The organism is Paenibacillus sp. SEL3, assembly GCF_054602585.1.
The window spans coordinates 2,471,172-2,490,000 of sequence record NZ_CM137725.1 but is presented as its reverse complement, the minus strand read 5'-3'; the positions used below and the strand labels follow the sequence as shown (position 1 = coordinate 2,490,000).

General features: G+C 46.8%; 14 protein-coding genes, 1 tRNA gene and 2 rRNA genes. 16 read left to right on the top strand and 1 reads right to left on the bottom strand.

Going from position 1 to position 18,829, the window contains the following annotated elements; translation table 11 throughout:
• The first annotated feature begins 83 nt into the window (after positions 1–83).
• The 15 genes from ACYCS5_RS11690 (at position 84) to gltX (ending at position 17,637) form a co-directional block, all read left to right on the top strand.
• Positions 84–159 (top strand) — tRNA-Ala (locus tag ACYCS5_RS11690).
• A 233-nt stretch (positions 160–392) separates the two neighbouring features.
• Positions 393–3,321: ribosomal RNA gene (locus ACYCS5_RS11685) — 23S ribosomal RNA — on the top strand.
• Between the two features lie 151 nt (positions 3,322–3,472).
• Positions 3,473–3,589 (top strand): 5S ribosomal RNA (gene rrf / locus ACYCS5_RS11680).
• A gap of 164 nt (positions 3,590–3,753) precedes the next feature.
• Entirely contained in the window at positions 3,754–4,941 is a 1,188-nt protein-coding gene (locus tag ACYCS5_RS11675) for a GNAT family N-acetyltransferase (RefSeq protein WP_459761077.1), read from the top strand.
• Between the two features lie 538 nt (positions 4,942–5,479).
• On the top strand, positions 5,480–5,944 hold the full coding sequence (locus ACYCS5_RS11670; RefSeq protein WP_459761076.1) for a CtsR family transcriptional regulator: 465 nt from the start codon (positions 5,480–5,482) through the stop codon (positions 5,942–5,944).
• A gap of 69 nt (positions 5,945–6,013) precedes the next feature.
• Positions 6,014–6,538 carry a UvrB/UvrC motif-containing protein gene (locus ACYCS5_RS11665; RefSeq protein WP_029514506.1) on the top strand — a complete coding sequence of 175 codons (525 nt, stop codon included), beginning with the start codon at positions 6,014–6,016 and terminating at the stop codon, positions 6,536–6,538.
• A 28-nt stretch (positions 6,539–6,566) separates the two neighbouring features.
• Entirely contained in the window at positions 6,567–7,631 is a 1,065-nt protein-coding gene (locus ACYCS5_RS11660; RefSeq protein ID WP_165150806.1) for a protein arginine kinase, read from the top strand.
• A gap of 44 nt (positions 7,632–7,675) precedes the next feature.
• Entirely contained in the window at positions 7,676–10,120 is a 2,445-nt protein-coding gene (gene clpC / locus ACYCS5_RS11655) for an ATP-dependent protease ATP-binding subunit ClpC (protein WP_023990572.1), read from the top strand.
• A 240-nt stretch (positions 10,121–10,360) separates the two neighbouring features.
• Positions 10,361–11,734 carry a DNA repair protein RadA gene (radA, locus tag ACYCS5_RS11650; RefSeq protein ID WP_029514504.1) on the top strand — a complete coding sequence of 458 codons (1,374 nt, stop codon included), beginning with the start codon at positions 10,361–10,363 and terminating at the stop codon, positions 11,732–11,734.
• 12 nt (positions 11,735–11,746) lie between these two features.
• Complete coding sequence (disA, locus tag ACYCS5_RS11645; protein WP_013312183.1) at positions 11,747–12,823, top strand: DNA integrity scanning diadenylate cyclase DisA; 1,077 nt, start codon at positions 11,747–11,749, stop codon at positions 12,821–12,823.
• Positions 12,824–12,877: 54 nt separating this feature from the next.
• Positions 12,878–13,624, top strand: coding sequence for a CDP-diacylglycerol--serine O-phosphatidyltransferase (pssA, locus tag ACYCS5_RS11640; RefSeq protein WP_069011498.1), 747 nt, complete (start codon positions 12,878–12,880; stop codon positions 13,622–13,624).
• A gap of 185 nt (positions 13,625–13,809) precedes the next feature.
• Positions 13,810–14,895, top strand: a complete 1,086-nt coding sequence (locus ACYCS5_RS11635; RefSeq protein ID WP_029514502.1) for a PIN/TRAM domain-containing protein — start codon at positions 13,810–13,812, stop codon at positions 14,893–14,895.
• Between the two features lie 70 nt (positions 14,896–14,965).
• The gene (gene ispD / locus ACYCS5_RS11630) at positions 14,966–15,664 is read left to right on the top strand and encodes a 2-C-methyl-D-erythritol 4-phosphate cytidylyltransferase (RefSeq protein ID WP_029514501.1); all 699 of its coding nucleotides are present in this window, start codon (positions 14,966–14,968) and stop codon (positions 15,662–15,664) included.
• On the top strand, positions 15,661–16,137 hold the full coding sequence (gene ispF / locus ACYCS5_RS11625; RefSeq protein ID WP_025723806.1) for a 2-C-methyl-D-erythritol 2,4-cyclodiphosphate synthase: 477 nt from the start codon (positions 15,661–15,663) through the stop codon (positions 16,135–16,137). The genes ispD and ispF overlap by 4 nt, the downstream gene beginning before the upstream one ends.
• Positions 16,138–16,176: 39 nt before the next feature.
• Complete coding sequence (gene gltX, locus ACYCS5_RS11620) at positions 16,177–17,637, top strand: glutamate--tRNA ligase (protein WP_029514500.1); 1,461 nt, start codon at positions 16,177–16,179, stop codon at positions 17,635–17,637.
• Between the two features lie 28 nt (positions 17,638–17,665).
• Here gltX and ACYCS5_RS11615 read toward each other — a convergent pair whose 3' ends face one another.
• Positions 17,666–17,962, bottom strand: coding sequence for a hypothetical protein (locus tag ACYCS5_RS11615; RefSeq protein WP_203055994.1), 297 nt, complete (start codon positions 17,960–17,962; stop codon positions 17,666–17,668).
• A gap of 162 nt (positions 17,963–18,124) precedes the next feature.
• Between ACYCS5_RS11615 and cysE the strand changes: the two genes are divergently transcribed.
• Positions 18,125–18,805 (top strand): serine O-acetyltransferase, encoded by a 681-nt coding sequence (gene cysE, locus ACYCS5_RS11610; RefSeq protein ID WP_340886518.1) that lies wholly within the window; start codon positions 18,125–18,127, stop codon positions 18,803–18,805.
• The last annotated feature ends 24 nt before the right edge of the window (positions 18,806–18,829 follow it).

The following is an 18,829-nucleotide window of genomic DNA, read 5'->3' as shown; positions in this document are numbered from 1 at the left end:
TTCCTGCGATGGAAACATTCAAATATGAAGTGTAAGCTTCAAAATTCATCATTCCATTTGTTCAGTTTTGATGGAACTTGTGAGGGGCCATAGCTCAGCTGGGAGAGCGCCTGCCTTGCACGCAGGAGGTCAGCGGTTCGATCCCGCTTGGCTCCACCAATTACAATTTCATTATAAACTGTATGAGAATCGTTAACTCCTTGGAGATTGATTGATAATCAAACAGCCTTGCACCTTGAAAACTGGATACCGAAACGAAATTGCGTTTTAGAATATTCCTTTAAGCTGATCTTGTGTAAACAAGTGAAATAAAGGTAGCTGCCTTGAATTTCATTCACACGTAAGTGTTGAACCGAAATTCAAAGCAAATCGTATTTACGATGTAAATACTAGGTTAAGCTACAAAGAGCACACGGAGGATGCCTAGGCGCCAGGAGCCGACGAAGGACGTGGCGAACAACGATAAAGCCTCGGGGAGCTGTAAGCAAGCTTTGATCCGGGGATGTCCGAATGGGGAAACCCGGCTGTCTTCATCGACAGTCACTTTCTGCTGAATACATAGGCAGAATAGAGGCAGACCAGGGGAACTGAAACATCTAAGTACCCTGAGGAAGAGAAAACAATAGTGATTCCGTCAGTAGCGGCGAGCGAACGCGGATTAGCCCAAACCAAGGAGCTTGCTCCTTGGGGTTGTGGGACGTCTCACATGGAGTTACAAAGGAACCGGTTAGATGAAGAGGTCTGGAAAGGCCCGCCAGAGAAGGTAAAAGCCCTGTAGTTCAAAACTTGTTCTCTCCGAGACGGATCCCGAGTAGTGCGGGGCACGTGAAACCCCGTATGAATCCGGCAGGACCATCTGCCAAGGCTAAATACTCCCTGGCGACCGATAGTGAAGCAGTACCGTGAGGGAAAGGTGAAAAGCACCCCGGAAGGGGAGTGAAATAGATCCTGAAACCGTGTGCTTACAAGAAGTCAGAGCCCGATCTATGGGTGATGGCGTGCCTTTTGTAGAATGAACCGGCGAGTTACGTTCCCGTGCAAGGTTAAGGTGAAGAGCTGAAGCCGTAGCGAAAGCGAGTCTGAATAGGGCGATCTTTAGTACGTGGACGTAGACCCGAAACCGGGTGATCTACCCCTGTCCAGGGTGAAGGTGCGGTAACACGCACTGGAGGCCCGAACCCACGCATGTTGAAAAATGCGGGGATGAGGTGGGGGTAGCGGAGAAATTCCAATCGAACCCGGAGATAGCTGGTTCTCCCCGAAATAGCTTTAGGGCTAGCCTCGGAAAAAGAATCGTGGAGGTAGAGCACTGATTGGGTGCGGGGCCCGCAAGGGTTACCAAGCTCAGTCAAACTCCGAATGCCATAGATTTAGTTCCGGGAGTCAGACAGTGAGTGCTAAGATCCATTGTCGAAAGGGAAACAGCCCAGACCATCAGCTAAGGTCCCCAAGTGTGTGTTAAGTGGGAAAGGATGTGGAGTTGCACAGACAACCAGGATGTTGGCTTAGAAGCAGCCACCATTGAAAGAGTGCGTAATAGCTCACTGGTCGAGTGACTCTGCGCCGAAAATGTAACGGGGCTAAACACACCACCGAAGCTATGGCTTGATGCTTGCATCAGGGGTAGGGGAGCGTTGAATGCGGGTTGAAGGTGTACCGTAAGGAGCGCTGGACTGCATTCAAGTGAGAATGCCGGTATGAGTAACGAAAAGATCTGTGAGAATCAGATCCGCCGAAAGCCTAAGGGTTCCTGAGGAAGGTTCGTCCGCTCAGGGTAAGTCGGGACCTAAGGCGAGGCCGATAGGCGTAGTCGAAGGACAACAGGTCGAAATTCCTGTACCACCGTAATCCGCTATGAGCGATGGGGTGACGCAGTAGGGTAGTGACGCGGACTGATGGATGTCCGTCTAAGCAGTGAGGCTGGTGTGTAGGCAAATCCGCACATCGTGAAGGCTGGGCTGTGATGGGGAGCGAAAATTGTAGTAGCGAAGGTCATGATCTCAGACTGCCAAGAAAAGCCTCTAGCCAGGAGAAGGTGCCCGTACCGCAAACCGACACAGGTAGGCGAGAAGAGAATTCTAAGGCGCGCGGAAGAACTCTCGTTAAGGAACTCGGCAAAATGACCCCGTAACTTCGGGAGAAGGGGTGCCTCGGTAGGGTGAATAGCCCGAGGGGGCCGCAGTGAAAAGGCCCAAGCGACTGTTTAGCAAAAACACAGGTCTGTGCGAAGCCGCAAGGCGAAGTATACGGGCTGACGCCTGCCCGGTGCTGGAAGGTTAAGGGGAGTGGTAAGCCCTTCGGGGCGAAGCTATGAACCGAAGCCCCAGTAAACGGCGGCCGTAACTATAACGGTCCTAAGGTAGCGAAATTCCTTGTCAGGTAAATTCTGACCCGCACGAATGGCGTAACGACTTGGGCGCTGTCTCAACGAGAGATCCGGTGAAATTTTAATACCTGTGAAGATGCAGGTTACCCGCGACAAGACGGAAAGACCCCATGGAGCTTTACTGCAGCTTGATATTGAATTTGGGTACGATCTGTACAGGATAGGTGGGAGCCGTTGAGCCTTGAGCGCCAGCTTGAGGGGAGGCATCCTTGGGATACCACCCTGATCGTATCTAGGTTCTAACTTGGTACCGTGAACCGGTGCGAGGACAGTGTCAGGTGGGCAGTTTGACTGGGGCGGTCGCCTCCTAAAGAGTAACGGAGGCGCCCCAAGGTTCCCTCAGAATGGTTGGAAATCATTCGAAGAGTGCAAAGGCAGAAGGGAGCTTGACTGCGAGACCTACAAGTCGAGCAGGGACGAAAGTCGGGCTTAGTGATCCGGTGGTACCGCATGGAAGGGCCATCGCTCAACGGATAAAAGCTACCCTGGGGATAACAGGCTTATCTCCCCCAAGAGTCCACATCGACGGGGAGGTTTGGCACCTCGATGTCGGCTCATCGCATCCTGGGGCTGAAGTAGGTCCCAAGGGTTGGGCTGTTCGCCCATTAAAGCGGTACGCGAGCTGGGTTCAGAACGTCGTGAGACAGTTCGGTCCCTATCTGTCGTGGGCGTAGGAAATTTGAGAGGAGCTGTCCTTAGTACGAGAGGACCGGGATGGACGTACCGCTGGTGTACCAGTTGTTCCGCCAGGAGCACCGCTGGGTAGCTATGTACGGAAGGGATAAGCGCTGAAAGCATCTAAGCGTGAAGCCCCCCTCAAGATGAGATTTCCCAGTATGTAAGACCCCTTGAAGACGACGAGGTAGATAGGTTGGGGGTGGAAGTGCAGTAATGCATGGAGCTGACCAATACTAATCGGTCGAGGGCTTATCCTAAGATAAAACGCAAATAAGTTTCGGATCCAGTTTTCAGGGTGTAACCTTGAAGGTATGTACAAGTGACATACAACAAGCGCATGGCTATTTGTTCACACGATATGTGATGAAGCGAATAACCTTACGGAAGAATTTGCGTAGCAAATTCATGTTTGGTGGCGATAGCGGAGGGGTTCCACACGTACCCATCCCGAACACGACCGTTAAGCCCTCCAGCGCCGATGGTACTTGGACCGCAGGGTCCTGGGAGAGTAGGACGTCGCCAAGCAAAAGTGAAAAGGATGATAATCTCAATGAGATTATCATCCTTTTTTTATGCATTTTTAGATGGCCACCTGCTTCTAAGGTTGACAGAGAGAATGGGGTTTGCCACACTCTAAGTGTGTAATCTTTTTTATGGATGTCCAAGTATACGAGCGAGGTGATGAAGATATGGAGATCAGACAATTACAGCGTGAGGAATTTGAAGCGGCTATTGAATTATCTCAATATGCTTTTCAGTTTACAATGTCCCTAGAGGATCTGGAAAAGGCCAAGAAGAAATTCAAACCAGAACAAACATGGGGAATATTCGACGGACATGACTTAAATGCTAAACTGACTTTGTTACCGCTTCAGGTATACATAAATGGTCAGGTTTTTGATATGGGGGGCATTGCTGGTGTGGCGACGTGGCCAGAAAAGCGTCGCGGAGGCATGGTATCACGTTTATTGACGCATGCACTTGAAGAGATGAAGTCTGCGGGACAAAGCCTTTCTTTTTTGCATCCATTCTCCTTTGCCTTCTATCGTAAATTTGGATGGGAAACGTATACAGAGTACAAAAAATACGTCATTCCCATTGATAAATTCCCTGCAAAACTTAAAACAGAAGGTACAGTCAAACGCGATATCAAGGATATTTCAGAACTGGACCAAGTGTATCAAGCGTATGCATCTCGTTATAATGGCACGCTGGTACGAGATAAGGAATGGTGGCAAGAGCGGATTTTAAATGAGAACTATCGAACTGCGGTATATTACTCAGAAACAGGCATTCCGCAAGGATATGCACTATACAAAATTGAAGATAAACAGTTGAATTGTGATGAGTTGGTATATGAAAATGAGACGGCTCGTCGGGCTTTATGGACTTATTTTGCAAATCATGACTCAATGATAGCCCAAGGTAAATTTATTTACGTTCCAGCAGATGACAATTTGCCATTTTTACTCGATGATCCACGGATTCAACAGGAAACTGTGCCTTATTTTATGGGACGTATTGTGGATGCAGCTGCTTTTGTAGAAAGATACCCTTTTGAACAGCTTGAAGAGGAAACAAGTTTAACCTTATATCTGACAGATCGGTATGCTCCATGGAATGATGGATTATGGAGATTAACGATTACTACGGAGGGGCAAGGACATCTGGAGAGAGTGGATATAAGCAATTCATCTGAAAACGCCATAGTAGCTGACTTGAAACTTGGGATTCAGTCACTGACGACTCTGATGCTTGGCTATCAGCAGGCTGATGATCTGTATAAGTGGGAGCGGATTGAAGGGAGTAGTGAGTCTGTGTCTGCCCTTAAACGCGTAATACCAGTAAATCAAACGTTTTTATTGGATTTTTTCTGATAAAGGCCTATTTAGATCTTCTAAGCTCATCTTTCAGAGAATATAACTCGTGTGGTTATCATTATTTTCAAAACTCTTTCTGTAATGGGAAGAGTTTTTTTATGGTATTGTATAAAACATAATTAGATTGCGAAAAATGGTATTGACCCCTTGGCAAAAATGAATAATGTGCTATAATGTGAATATAGTCAAAGAAAGTCAAAGTCAATCAAACCTAGTGTGATGCTGTAGAAGTATTATGCTGATGGATTGGCCGTATGAAGTAATTTCGATAGTAAAGAAGCAAACGAGGATTGAAATGATTTGCGTATAGTTAGGAGCTGACTCTTATGAACATAAGAGAAGTGTATGATTAATCGCAAATAAAGGCCACACTAGAGACAAAACGGTACAATTCCAAGGGATGTAGAACAGGCAATAGCCTCAATACAGCTTAGATTCGTGACTTTACCGTTTGGTTAAGTTCAATATACGGCGGACTCTGTGGAGCGTGAAATGTACTTGAATACTTGCGTTTCCGTTAGTGGAGGATGATGAAATGCGCAATGTTTCCGATATTATTGAACAATATTTGAAGAGTATATTGCTGGAAAGTCCCCAAGGTTTAGTGGAGATTCAGCGTAATGATCTGGCTGACCGCTTTTCCTGCGTGCCGTCGCAAATTAATTATGTAATTAGCACCCGGTTTACGCTGGAAAAAGGCTATGTGGTGGAAAGTAAACGCGGTGGTGGAGGCTACATTCGTATTCAGCGAATTCAGCTACCCGCACAGCATGCCATCCATACACATCTTCATCAGAGCATCGGGGAGGAAATTAGCCAATCAGCAGCAGAAGGACTGATTTATCAGTTAGAGGAAGCCCATTTTTTAAGCAAAAGGGAAGCTAATCTAATGAAGGCTGCTTTATCGAGGGATACATTATTACTAAAGCTTCCCTATCGTGATCAACTGCGAGCAAGATTGCTTAAGTCTATGCTGATCTCGTTGCTGGCGACCAAATAGTGTGTGAATAGAGACTAATGTTTGGATGTAGGGTGGGTATTAAATCCTGACATTGAAGGAGGTGCTTTTATGCTGTGCCAAGAATGTAATATGCGGCCGGCAACTTTGCATTTCACCAAAATTGTGAATGGCGAAAAGACAGAGTTTCATATTTGTGAGACGTGTGCGAAGGAAAAAGGGGAGATGATCCCTGGAACACCTAACGGCTTTTCAATTCATAGCTTGCTGTCGGGGATGTTGGATTTTGACTCCAGTACAAAGAGCCAGTCTCCAGGCCACAGTGGTCCGCAGAACCTGCAATGCAAGGATTGTGGCATGACCTATGCACAGTTTAGTAAGCTGGGACGTTTCGGATGCCCGTCGTGCTATCAATATTTTGATAATCGTCTGGACCCTCTGTTCAAGCGTGTGCATGGCAGTACGAATCATGTTGGTAAAGTTCCGGTTCGCACTGGTGGCCGACTGAAGGTTAAACGGCAAATTGACGATTTGAAAAAAGAGATGCAACAGCATATTGTACAGGAAGAGTTTGAATCAGCTGCTGAGCTTAGGGATCAAATCAGAGAGCTTGAAAAAGAAATGACTGAAGAGTAAAGTTTGTGAAGAGTAGGAGGAATGCGTAATGCCCAATATTCGGTTTACGGAGAAGCCGCTAAGTGACTGGATGCGTGGTGATGCTGCGGATTCGGAGATTGTCATTAGCAGCCGGGTAAGAATTGCGCGTAACTTGCAGCATCTGCCTTTTCCCATGCTTGCTACCAATCAGCAGTCGGCAGAAGCACTTCAGCGCTTGACGGATATCCTTCAGTATGATGATTTAGGCGGTTTTGGTACTTTTCATACGTTGAAAATATCCGAGTTGGATGAGATCGACAAGAAGGTGCTGGTTGAGAAGCATTTGATTAGTCCTAATTTGGCGAACGAATCTCGTAACGGTGCTGTCTTAATTAGCGATGATGAATCGGTTAGTGTTATGATAAACGAAGAGGATCATCTGCGTATCCAGTGCTTATATCCGGGATGTCAGGTTAGAGAAGCTTGGGAACGCGCTATGGTTATTGATGATGCATTTGAAGCGCATGTTGATTATGCATTTGATGATCGGAGAGGTTTTCTAACCAGTTGTCCAACGAATGTCGGCACAGGTATGAGAGCTTCGGTGATGATGCATTTGCCCGCATTAGTCATGACTCATCAAATCAATCGTATATTGTCTGCTGTTTCACAGGTAGGTCTTACAGTTCGCGGCATTTACGGTGAAGGCAGCGAAGCGGTCGGAAATTTGTTTCAGGTGTCTAATCAGATTACACTGGGACAAACCGAAGCGGAGATTATTGAGAATCTACATGGCGTGGTGCTACAAATTATTGAGCACGAGCGTTCTGCCAGAGAAAGGCTAATGAATGAATCTATGCTGCGAATTACAGATCGGGTGATGCGTTCATTCGGTATTTTGTCGTATGCAGCAGTATTGGATTCCAAGGAGGCTGCACAGCGGCTGTCTGATGTACGTCTTGGCGTAGATTTGGGAATTTTGGAGCGTCCTTCCACCGCAGCGATGAATGAGCTGAATGTGATGACACAACCCGGGTTCCTGCAAAAAAGCTTTGGGGATAAAATGAATACCGAAGAGCGCGATATGTACCGGGCGAAGCTGATCCGGCAAAAATTAGGCACAACCCTTTAATATATAAAATGATCTGAAATACACACTGTGGAGGTGCAGGATATATGATGTTTGGAAGATTTACGGAACGTGCACAGAAAGTGCTTGCTTTGGCTCAGGAAGAAGCAGTTCGATTGGGACACAACAACATTGGTACAGAGCACATTTTGCTAGGCCTCATTCGTGAAGGTGAAGGAATAGCAGCGAAAGCCTTAATCGGTTTGGGCCTGGGACTGGAAAAAATCCAGGATGAAGTGGAAACGTTGATTGGACGCGGTCAAGAGCAACCGACGAACATTGCCTATACTCCACGTGCCAAAAAAGTCATCGAACTGTCTATGGATGAAGCCCGCAAACTGGGCCATACCTATGTAGGTACAGAACATATTTTGCTGGGTCTTATTCGTGAAGGCGAAGGCGTAGCAGCACGGGTACTGAATAACCTGGGCATCAGTCTGAACAAAGCGCGTCAGCAAGTGCTTCAATTGCTCGGCAGCAGCGAGGCTGTTTCCAGCCATCACGGTGCTCCAGCTAATGTCAGCACGCCAACCCTGGACAGTCTGGCACGCGATCTGACGGCATCTGCGAAGGAAAACAACCTGGACCCTGTTATTGGGCGTAGCAAGGAAATTGAACGCGTAATTCAGGTGCTCAGCCGCCGTACAAAGAACAATCCGGTTCTGATTGGTGAGCCTGGGGTAGGTAAAACGGCGATTGCCGAAGGATTGGCTCAAAAAATCATAGCGAATGAGATTCCCGAAACGTTGCGCGACAAGCGCGTAATGACACTGGATATGGGCTCTGTGGTAGCAGGCACCAAGTATCGTGGCGAATTCGAGGATCGTTTGAAAAAGATTATGGACGAGATTCGTCAAGCGGGTAATATCGTGTTGTTCATTGACGAGCTGCATACGCTGATTGGTGCTGGTGGAGCGGAAGGCGCAATTGATGCGTCCAACATCCTGAAACCTGCTCTGGCACGTGGCGAGCTGCAATGCATCGGTGCGACCACGCTGGATGAATACCGCAAATATATTGAGAAAGATGCTGCTTTGGAGCGTCGTTTTCAACCCATTACAGTGGATCAACCTTCTCCAGAAGAGGCGATTCAAATCTTGTATGGTCTGCGTGACCGTTACGAAGCGCATCACCGTGTAAAGATCACAGATGAGGCTATTGAAGCGGCCGTAAAATTGTCAGATCGTTATATCACTGATCGCTTCCTGCCAGATAAGGCTATTGACCTTATTGATGAAGCGGGCTCCAAAGTAAGACTGAATTCTTACACTGTACCGCCAAACCTGAAACAGCTGGAAAACCGTCTGGAAGATATCCGGAAGGAAAAGGATTCAGCGGTACAAAGTCAGGAGTTTGAAAAAGCGGCAGCCCTGCGTGATACAGAGCAAAAAATCCGTGAAGAGCTAGACGTGACCAAAAACCAATGGAAAGAACAACAGGGTCGTACAGATTCTGAAGTTACACCAGAGGATATCGCTCAAGTCGTTGCAATCTGGACAGGTGTTCCAGTCAGCAAGCTGAAAGAGGAAGAAACACACCGCTTGTTGAATATGGAAGAGTTACTGCATGAGCGGGTAATTGGACAGGACGAAGCAGTTAAGGCAGTAAGCCGGGCGATTCGCCGGGCACGTGCCGGACTGAAAGATCCGAAGCGTCCAATTGGGTCCTTTATTTTCCTCGGTCCAACTGGGGTGGGTAAAACAGAGTTGGCACGCGCCTTGGCTGAATCCATGTTTGGAGATGAAAATGCGGTCATCCGTATTGATATGTCCGAATATATGGAGAAACACTCCACGTCTCGTCTGGTAGGAGCGCCTCCAGGGTACGTTGGATATGAGGAAGGCGGTCAACTGACCGAGAAGGTACGTCGTAAGCCATACTCTGTTGTATTGCTGGATGAAATTGAAAAAGCACACCCAGAAGTATTCAATATTCTTCTGCAAGTACTGGAAGACGGTCGTCTGACAGATTCCAAAGGTCGTGTCGTTGATTTCCGTAATACACTCATCATCCTAACATCAAATGTTGGTGCACAGGCGATTAAACGTAACTCCACGCTTGGCTTTACAGCTGTAGTGGACGCTGGAGCGGATTACGATAATATGAAGGGCAAAGTGATGGATGAGCTGAAGAAAAGCTTCCGTCCTGAGTTCTTGAACCGGATTGATGAAATTATCGTTTTCCATTCTCTCGAAGAAAAACATATTGCTGAAATTGTGTCACTCATGTCTGAGGAGCTGCGTAAGCGCCTGAATGAGTATGAAGTGGACTTCGAGTTGACAGACAATGCTAAAAAATTCCTTGCCAAGGAAGGCTTTGATCCAGCGTATGGTGCGCGTCCATTGCGTCGTGCAATCCAGAAGCATATTGAAGATCGCCTGTCCGAGGAACTATTGACTGGCAACATCACTAAAGGTGACTCTCTCTTCATTGATGAGGAGAACGGTGCATTGACTGTAACGAAAAAGGATAATGTATCTGCCAAGTCCTAAGGCAGTTTACTAAATAAATAGTAGAAAAGGGTGTCTCGCAGGCTGGAAAGCTATTGCGAAGGCACCCTTTTTGTGTATAAAACACGGTGAAAAGGTTGGGTAAATGCTTTGGGAAAGTTTGTGATATTGCTTTACGTCCGCCAAGCTTCAATGGTAAACTTTTATTGTTACAGCTCTTTCTGGGCTGTATGAACATAAATTTGACATCATCGTCGTCAATAAGGAGCCAAGGAACAAAGTATGGCTAAAGTGAAAACTAAGTTTTCCTGTACGGAATGTGGTTATGAATCGCCCAAATGGTACGGAAAATGTCCTGGATGCCAGGCATGGAATTCCATGGTCGAAGAAACAGAAAGCGTTGTAAAAACTCAAGGAATGGGGTCTTCCCTTCTTACTCATAGCACAAAAGACAAGCCACTCCCTATTATAGAGGTGGAGAGCGGTAAAGAAGCACGAATTTTGACGGGAATTGGCGAATTGAATCGAGTACTCGGTGGAGGTGTGGTGCCGGGTTCACTCGTTTTGGTGGGCGGTGATCCGGGAATCGGTAAATCTACGCTTATGCTGCAAACATCTAATGAGCTGGCTTTAACTGGTTTAAAGGTGCTGTACGTGTCTGGTGAGGAATCTGTCCGTCAAACGAAACTACGTGCAGATCGACTCGGTGCCTTGTCCCCCAGCCTATACGTATTATGTGAGACGAATTTGGAGACGATTGAAGAAGCGGTGGACAGCTTGAAGCCGGAGTTTTTGGTCATCGACTCGATACAGACTGTATATTTGCCTGAGGTGACGAGTGCACCAGGTAGTGTGGCTCAGGTGCGAGAGTGTACTTCACGCTTTATGCGAATTGCCAAGGGGCTAGGTATTGCTACGGTATTGGTAGGACATGTGACCAAGGAAGGGGCCATTGCAGGTCCGCGTTTGTTGGAACATATGGTTGATTGTGTACTTTATTTTGAAGGAGAGCGTCACCATACGTATCGGCTTTTGCGTGCAGTTAAAAATCGTTTTGGTTCTACAAATGAAATTGGTATTTTTGAAATGGCTGAAAGCGGTTTGCGTGAGGTTTCGAATCCTTCTGAACTATTCCTGTCTGAACGGCCACTGGGGGTGGCAGGTTCTACTGTTGTAGCCAGTATGGAAGGAACCCGACCTGTATTGGTTGAACTGCAAGCATTGATTGCAGCTACACATTTTCCATCTCCACGCCGAATGGGCACAGGAGTCGACCATCATCGAATGGGATTAATCATAGCCGTGCTAGAAAAGCGGATGGGCATGTTTTTGCAAAACCAGGACGCTTATCTCAACGTAGCCGGAGGCGTGAAGTTGGATGAACCGGCGGTGGATTTGGCTATAGCTGTGAGCATTGCTTCCAGCTTTAGGGATGCTCCTACAAAGCCGTATGATGTGATTTTTGGCGAGGTGGGACTGACAGGTGAGGTGCGCGCGGTATCCCGAGCAGAACAGCGAGTACGAGAAGCGGAGAAACTAGGTTTCAAACGGGTGATCATGCCGGAGAAAAGCTTGAAGGGTTGGACACATCCGAAAGGGATACAAATTATAGGAGTAGGAACGGTGGCAGATGCACTAGCAGCCGCATTAGATTAGGGGGCATTGAGAATGAAAGAAGCGAGCCAACTGGATAAAATGAACGATTTGCTGCGGCTTGTGGCACCGGGAACTCCCTTTCGCGACGGGTTGGAAAACGTTTTGCGTGCCAAAACGGGTGCTCTTCTGGTCGTTGGCTATAGCCCAGAAGTTATGGAAGTCGTGGATGGCGGTTTCTCCATCAATTGTGATTTTTCACCGAACTATTTATATGAGTTGGCTAAAATGGACGGCGCAATCATATTAAGCGAGGATTTAAAACGAATTTTATATGCCAATACGCAACTGATTCCGGACTCCTCCATTTCTTCAATTGAAACAGGAATTCGGCACCGGACAGCAGAACGAGTTGCAAAGCAGACTGGCAAATTAGTTGTGTCTATTTCCCAGCGGCGTAATATTATTACCTTGTATCAGGGGACATTACGGTATGCGCTCAAGGAAATCGGGGTTATTTTAACGAAAGCCAATCAGGCTATTCAGACGTTAGAAAAATATAGATCTGTGTTGGGGCAAGCCTCTACGAATTTGACAGCATCTGAATTTGAAGAGCTGGTTACCATGCCGGAGGTCGTTAATGTCATCCAACGGATCGAAATGGTGCTGCGCATCAAAATGGAGATCAAACGATTTATTAACGAGCTCGGAAATGAGGGCCGTCTAATTAGTATGCAGATGGAAGAGCTTGTCAGCAATATTGAGGAAGAAGCATGGTTGTTGTATAAGGATTATGCCAAAGACGATAGCGACGAAAAGATTCGTGAAATTATATTGGGACTCAAACGTTCTACGGACGACGAATTGTTGGATGTGAATCATATTGTACGTTTACTAGGCTACCCTTCTTCAGCTGCGACATCAGAGGAGTATATTGCTGCACGCGGCTATCGGGTACTGAACAAGATACCGCGTTTACCGAATGTGATTATTCATAATCTGGTAGAGCGGTTTGGACGTTTTCCACATGTCATCACAGCAACGATAGAAGAACTGGATGAAGTGGATGGTATTGGAGAGGTTCGTGCGCGTACGATTAAAGAAGGTCTTAAACGTTTGCAGGAACAAGTTTTCATTGACAGGCAAATGTAAATGTAATACAGTGAAAGGATTATAATGGAACAATTCATACATTGAGGTGAAGAGATGATTACCAAATCAATTCCGAACTTGTGTACCTTAGGTAACTTGTTTCTCGGAATGATCGCCATTTTATTGGCTGTAGACGGAAAATACAGTCTTGCCGCTATTATGGTTATTGTCGCCATGTTGTTGGACGGACTGGATGGAAGAATGGCCCGGGTCCTGAATGCCCAAAGCGAATTCGGTAAAGAACTGGACTCCTTATCAGATATGATATCTTTTGGTGTTGCTCCCGCAGTTATTATGTACATGGTTGCTTTTCATGATGCGAATTCGGCTCTCGCTTGGACGGTTACTGCCATTTTCCCGATGTGCGGAGCGTTGCGTTTGGCTCGATTTAACGTACGTCCTGGTGTACCAGGTTATTTTACGGGTCTACCAATTCCGGCAGCAGGTGGCGTATTAGCCACTTTGTCCTTATTCCATAACGATATTTCTTTGTTATACATGTCGATTGCCATGTTGCTGGTCTCTTATTTGATGGTCAGCTCCATGAAATATCCAAATTTTAAAAAGGTTGGCCTCCCGAAAAAAGCAATTTGGGTGGCTCCATGGGTCGTAATTGCAGCGGTGGTGTTGGCTGTTAAATTCCCTGACCAGCTGTCGAAGCTGATTTTTGTGCCACTGGTGCTGTATGCATTGTATGGTATGAAGCTGAACATTCGTAAACTATCACGCAGACGTGGGCGTGATCGGGATCGTTCCAGTCAGGAAGAACAGGACGATCAATATCGTCATTCACAGCGGTAGTATCAAGCAAGTATAAGCATTTATTTCCTTGAATTATTTCAAGGAGATAAATGCTTTTTTTATGCATAAAAAGTGAAAACACAGGGTTAGTTATGTGGGAAATGGATCATACTGGTAAGAGAAATGCTATGTATCCAATAAATAGCAGACTAATGAAAAGAAAATAAAGGAGGTATAGAGATTCAATGTGGAGAAAGGCTATTTTAACTTTTACAGGATTGTGCGGAGCATGGTTTGGCTATACGTTATACCAGCGGGTAGGGGGCATTGTATCGTGGATGCCAGAATGGTTGAGTGATGGGTCTTTACCGGGAATGGTTGTTTGGATGATGGCGGGAGCAGTGTTATTTATGGCCGGGTGCTCATTCGCAGGAGCATCCGTGGCGAACCGGTTGCAACAGGGCATTGAAGGCTTGGTACGAATTCCGATGAACGAGATGATGGCAGGTGTGATTGGTTTAGCGGTGGGATTGATACTTTCCTTAGCAGTCTATCCGCTTTTTTCATGGTTGGGGGCCCCGGGTCAACTTATCCAGACGGCTGTTACCGTGATATGTGGATATGTGGGATTGATGGTTGGACTAGAAAAGCGGGACGAGCTGTCATCCTTTTGGAGTTCTGGCTTTTTTGGTCGGGGAACGGGTGCAGAAGAACGCAAGCTGGAGGAACATAAAATTTTGGACACCAGCGTCATTATAGATGGGCGTATTGCAGATATCTGCAAGACAGGTTTTATTGAAGGAACGATTGTGATTCCTGAATTTGTGTTAGAGGAGCTTCAGCATATTGCAGATTCATCAGATTTACTTAAGCGTAATCGTGGACGACGGGGCCTGGATATTTTGAATAAAATCCAAAAAGAGCTGGATGTGAATGTGCTCATTTACGAAGGTGATTTTGAGGAAATTTCAGAGGTTGACAGTAAGTTGGTCAAGCTGGCAAAGGTGTTACAGGGTAAAGTTGTAACTAACGATTTTAACCTGAATAAAGTATGCGAACTGCAAGGTGTATCAGTGCTGAATATTAACGATTTGGCGAATGCAGTGAAGCCTGTCGTACTGCCCGGTGAGGAAATTATGGTGCAGATTATTAAAGACGGCAAGGAGCATGGGCAGGGTGTAGCCTATCTGGATGATGGTACGATGATTGTTGTGGAAGGCGGACGTGACTATATTGGCTCTCTTATGGAGGTGCTGGTCACGAGTGTACTTCAGACCTCGGCCGGACGTATGATCTTTGCCAAACCGAAATTATTGGAAAAAGCTCAATAAACGCGGTATGATGAAGTAGATGTGTTATCATACGGATCGTCCAAGTGCGATCAGGGCAGGAGTTATTTGAATGAACAATCGGGTAGGAGTTGTCATTGTGGCAGCAGGGCGCGGCTCCCGTATGGGGACGCAGGAGAGCAAGCAATTTCTGCTTTTGCGGGACAAGCCCATCTTCATACATACACTTGAAATATTCGCAGCTATGCCCGAAGTGGATGAAATGGTGATGGTGACTGGGACAGCAGATGTGGAACGCTGCCGAGATTGGATTCATCAATACAAAATCGGTAAAAATGTACGGGTGGTGGCTGGTGGCAGTGAACGCCAGCATTCGGTCTATCGCGGTCTGCGCCACTTACAAGCGGATTGGGTGATGGTGCATGATGGTGTGCGTCCACTCATTCAACCTGAGCTTGTACGTTCATGCCTTGAGGCAGCCCAGCGTACTGGTGCTTCTGTAGCGGCAGTACCTGTAAAGGATACGGTCAAGCAAGTGAACGGGGATGGTATCATTACAGCAACGCCGGATCGCCGAAGTCTGTGGAGTATTCAAACGCCACAGACTTTTCGTCTTTCCGATCTGCTGCGAGCCTATGAGGAAGCGGAGCAGTCGAGATTCTTGGGAACAGATGATTCTATGCTGATAGAGCGGCTAGGCATTCCGGTTACTGTCGTTCAAGGCAGCTATAAGAACATCAAAATTACTACACCGGAGGATTTGGATATGGCGGCGCTATGGGTGAAAACAGAGGGAGAGGATATCAAATGATCAGAGTGGGACAAGGATTTGACGTCCACCAGCTGGTGGAAGGAAGGCCATGCATCATCGGAGGTGTGAATATTCCGTATGAAAAAGGTTTATTGGGCCATTCCGATGCAGACGTACTGTTGCATGCCATTAGCGATGCTATCCTGGGCGCGCTTGGCTTGGGAGACATCGGGAAGCATTTTCCAGATAATGACCCAGAATTTAAGGATGCTGACAGTCTTAAGCTACTGGAGCATGTGTGGGGGCTAGCTAAAGAGCGAGGATATCGCCTGGGGAATATCGATTCTACGATTATCGCACAAAAGCCCAAAATGGCATCGTATATTCCGCAGATGAATGAAGTCATCGCTCGGGCGCTGGAAGCAGAGGAGCTATCCCAGGTGAACGTCAAGGCGACCACGACAGAGCAACTCGGGTTTCCCGGCCGGGGTGAAGGAATCGCGGCTCAATCGGTTGTCTGTCTTATCAAGTAAATGCTATCATCTTGAGTAATTCAATTTGGAGGAGATTATATGAGCACGGAAGTTCGTGTACGTTATGCACCAAGCCCTACAGGGCATCTGCACATTGGAAATGCCAGAACGGCATTATTTAATTATTTGTTTGCCCGCAATCAAGGTGGGAAATTTATTATTCGTATCGAAGACACAGATGTGAAGCGCAATATTGAGGGCGGAGAAGAAAGCCAACTTAAATATTTGAAATGGTTGGGTATGGACTGGGATGAGAGCGTAGACGTGGGAGGAGAGTTTGGACCTTATCGTCAGACTGAACGCTTGGACATATATAAAACATACTGGCAGGATTTGCTGGATCGTGGTTTGGCTTACCGCTGTTACTGCACTGAAGAAGAGCTGGAGCGCGAGCGTGAAGAGCAGACGGCACGTGGGGAGACACCGCGCTATTCTGGAAAACATCGTGATCTAACAGAAGAACAGTGCCAGGCATTTGAAGCAGAGGGCCGTGTACCAAGTATTCGTTTCCGTGTACCGGAAGATCGTGAATATACGTTTGACGATATCGTTAAAGGACAAATTACGTTCAATTCCAAGGAAAGCGGCGATTTTGTTATCGTCAAAAAAGACGGTATTCCGACATATAACTTCGCTGTAGCAGTTGACGATTATTTGATGAAAATATCGCATGTACTACGGGGCGAAGACCATGTTTCCAATACACCGCGGCAGTTGATGATCTTTGAAGCTCTCGGGTGGGAACCGCCACGCTTCGGTCATATGACGCTGATTGTAGGTGAGGATCACAAAAAGCTCAGTAAACGTAACGAATCCATTATTCAGTTTATGGAGCAGTATGACAAGTTGGGCTATTTGCCAGAAGCTATATTCAACTTCATCGCACTGCTGGGTTGGTCCCCAGAAGGCGAAGAAGAGATCTATGATCGGGAACAACTGATTTCGATTTTCGATCCTAATCGTTTGTCCAAAAGTCCAGCTGTGTTTGATACAAATAAGCTTGCTTATTTGAACAATCACTATATTAAAAAGGCTGATCCTGAGCGAATTGCCAGCATGGCGATTCCACATCTCCAGACAGCGGGGCTGTTGCCTACTGAGCTGTCTGCGGAACAACTGGATTGGGCTAAGGCCCTTGTTCGCTTATACCAGGAACAGATGACATCTGCGTCCGATATTGTAACGTTGTCTGAGTTGTTTTTCCGTTCACATCTGGAACTGGATGCTGAAGCAGCAGCTGTATTGGCCGAAGAGCAGGTTCCTGAGGTACTTAGAGCTTTTGCAGGTAAAGTTGAAACGAGTGAGGAATTTACAGCTCCACAAATGGCTAAGCTGATCAAAGAAGTTCAAAAGGAAACCGGTTTTAAGGGGAAACAATTATTCATGCCGATTCGTGTGGCTCTTACAGGCCAAACGCATGGACGGGATCTGAATGAAACTATCTTTTTGCTTGGACGTGACAAGGTACTGGATCGTCTCAAGGCACAAATTAAAGGCTGATATTTCTTGTCAATTTGTTGTCTTTTCGCTATAATGACTCCATTGATACGGATTGATATTTACGTGTAAAGGCTGCGAACAGGAGAAGTACACTGCATAAGGGCATCTGCCAGAGAGGACGGTCGAGGGGAAACCCCAGGCTGAGAGCCGTCCAGTTGACCTGCGGAGGAAATGCGCCTGGGAGCCGTGCGCCCGAACCCTCATTAGCATCAAATGCTGATGTGACAAGGGCGTGCCGATTCGTTCCCGTTACAGGACGCCAAAGACGGATTATCTGCTTTTTATGCAGCAGATATGTTCGAAAGCAGAGTGGGACCACGTTCATGCGTCTCTGCAGCTTAGGCTGCGGAGGCGCTTTTTCTTTTTTATCAGACTCAGACTCGTTATAGATAGAAAAATGTCGAAGAGTGCTGGTGGATGCGAAAATTGGCGGAACGTGAAGTGTTGTGATGATGCGGCAAGGATATGAAGGGAATAGGAGGGCGACATGTTCAGACATTTCAAATCCGACATTCAGACTGTTTTGGATAATGATCCGGCCGCCCGGAGTAAGCTGGAGGTCATTTTTACGTATTCCGGTGTTCATGCCCTTTGGGCACACCGAATCGCACATTGGTTTTATTTGCGAAACTGGTGTACTCTAGCCCGTGTTATATCCCAGGTATCAAGGTTTATGACAGGCATTGAAATTCATCCTGGCGCTCATATCGGAGATCGGCTGTTCATTGACCATGGCATGGGAGTTGTCATCGGGGAAACCTGTGAGATTGGCGACGATGTCGTATTGTATCAGGGGGTCACACTCGGCGGGACTGGGAAAGAGAAAGGGAAGCGCCATCCGACCATTGGGAATAATGTTGTTATCGGCTCTGGTGCGAAGATATTAGGCTCTTTCACGATTGGGGCACAATCCAACATTGGCTCTAACTCGGTTGTGCTCAAAGAAGTTCCACCAAACAGTACGGTGGTGGGCATCCCGGGGCGAGTTGTCAGACAGGATGGTAGGCGTCCAGACCGACTTAGTCATCAGTTGCCTGATCCGGTTGTGGATTCTATGCGAGAGCTTCAACGGGAAATAGAACGTTTGCGTGCAGAAATGTCTGATTTGAAGGATGGGGCATCCGCTCAGAAACATCAGGTGGCCCAAGAGAATACATTAGAAAAATGATTTTCATGAGGGAGGAACATAACA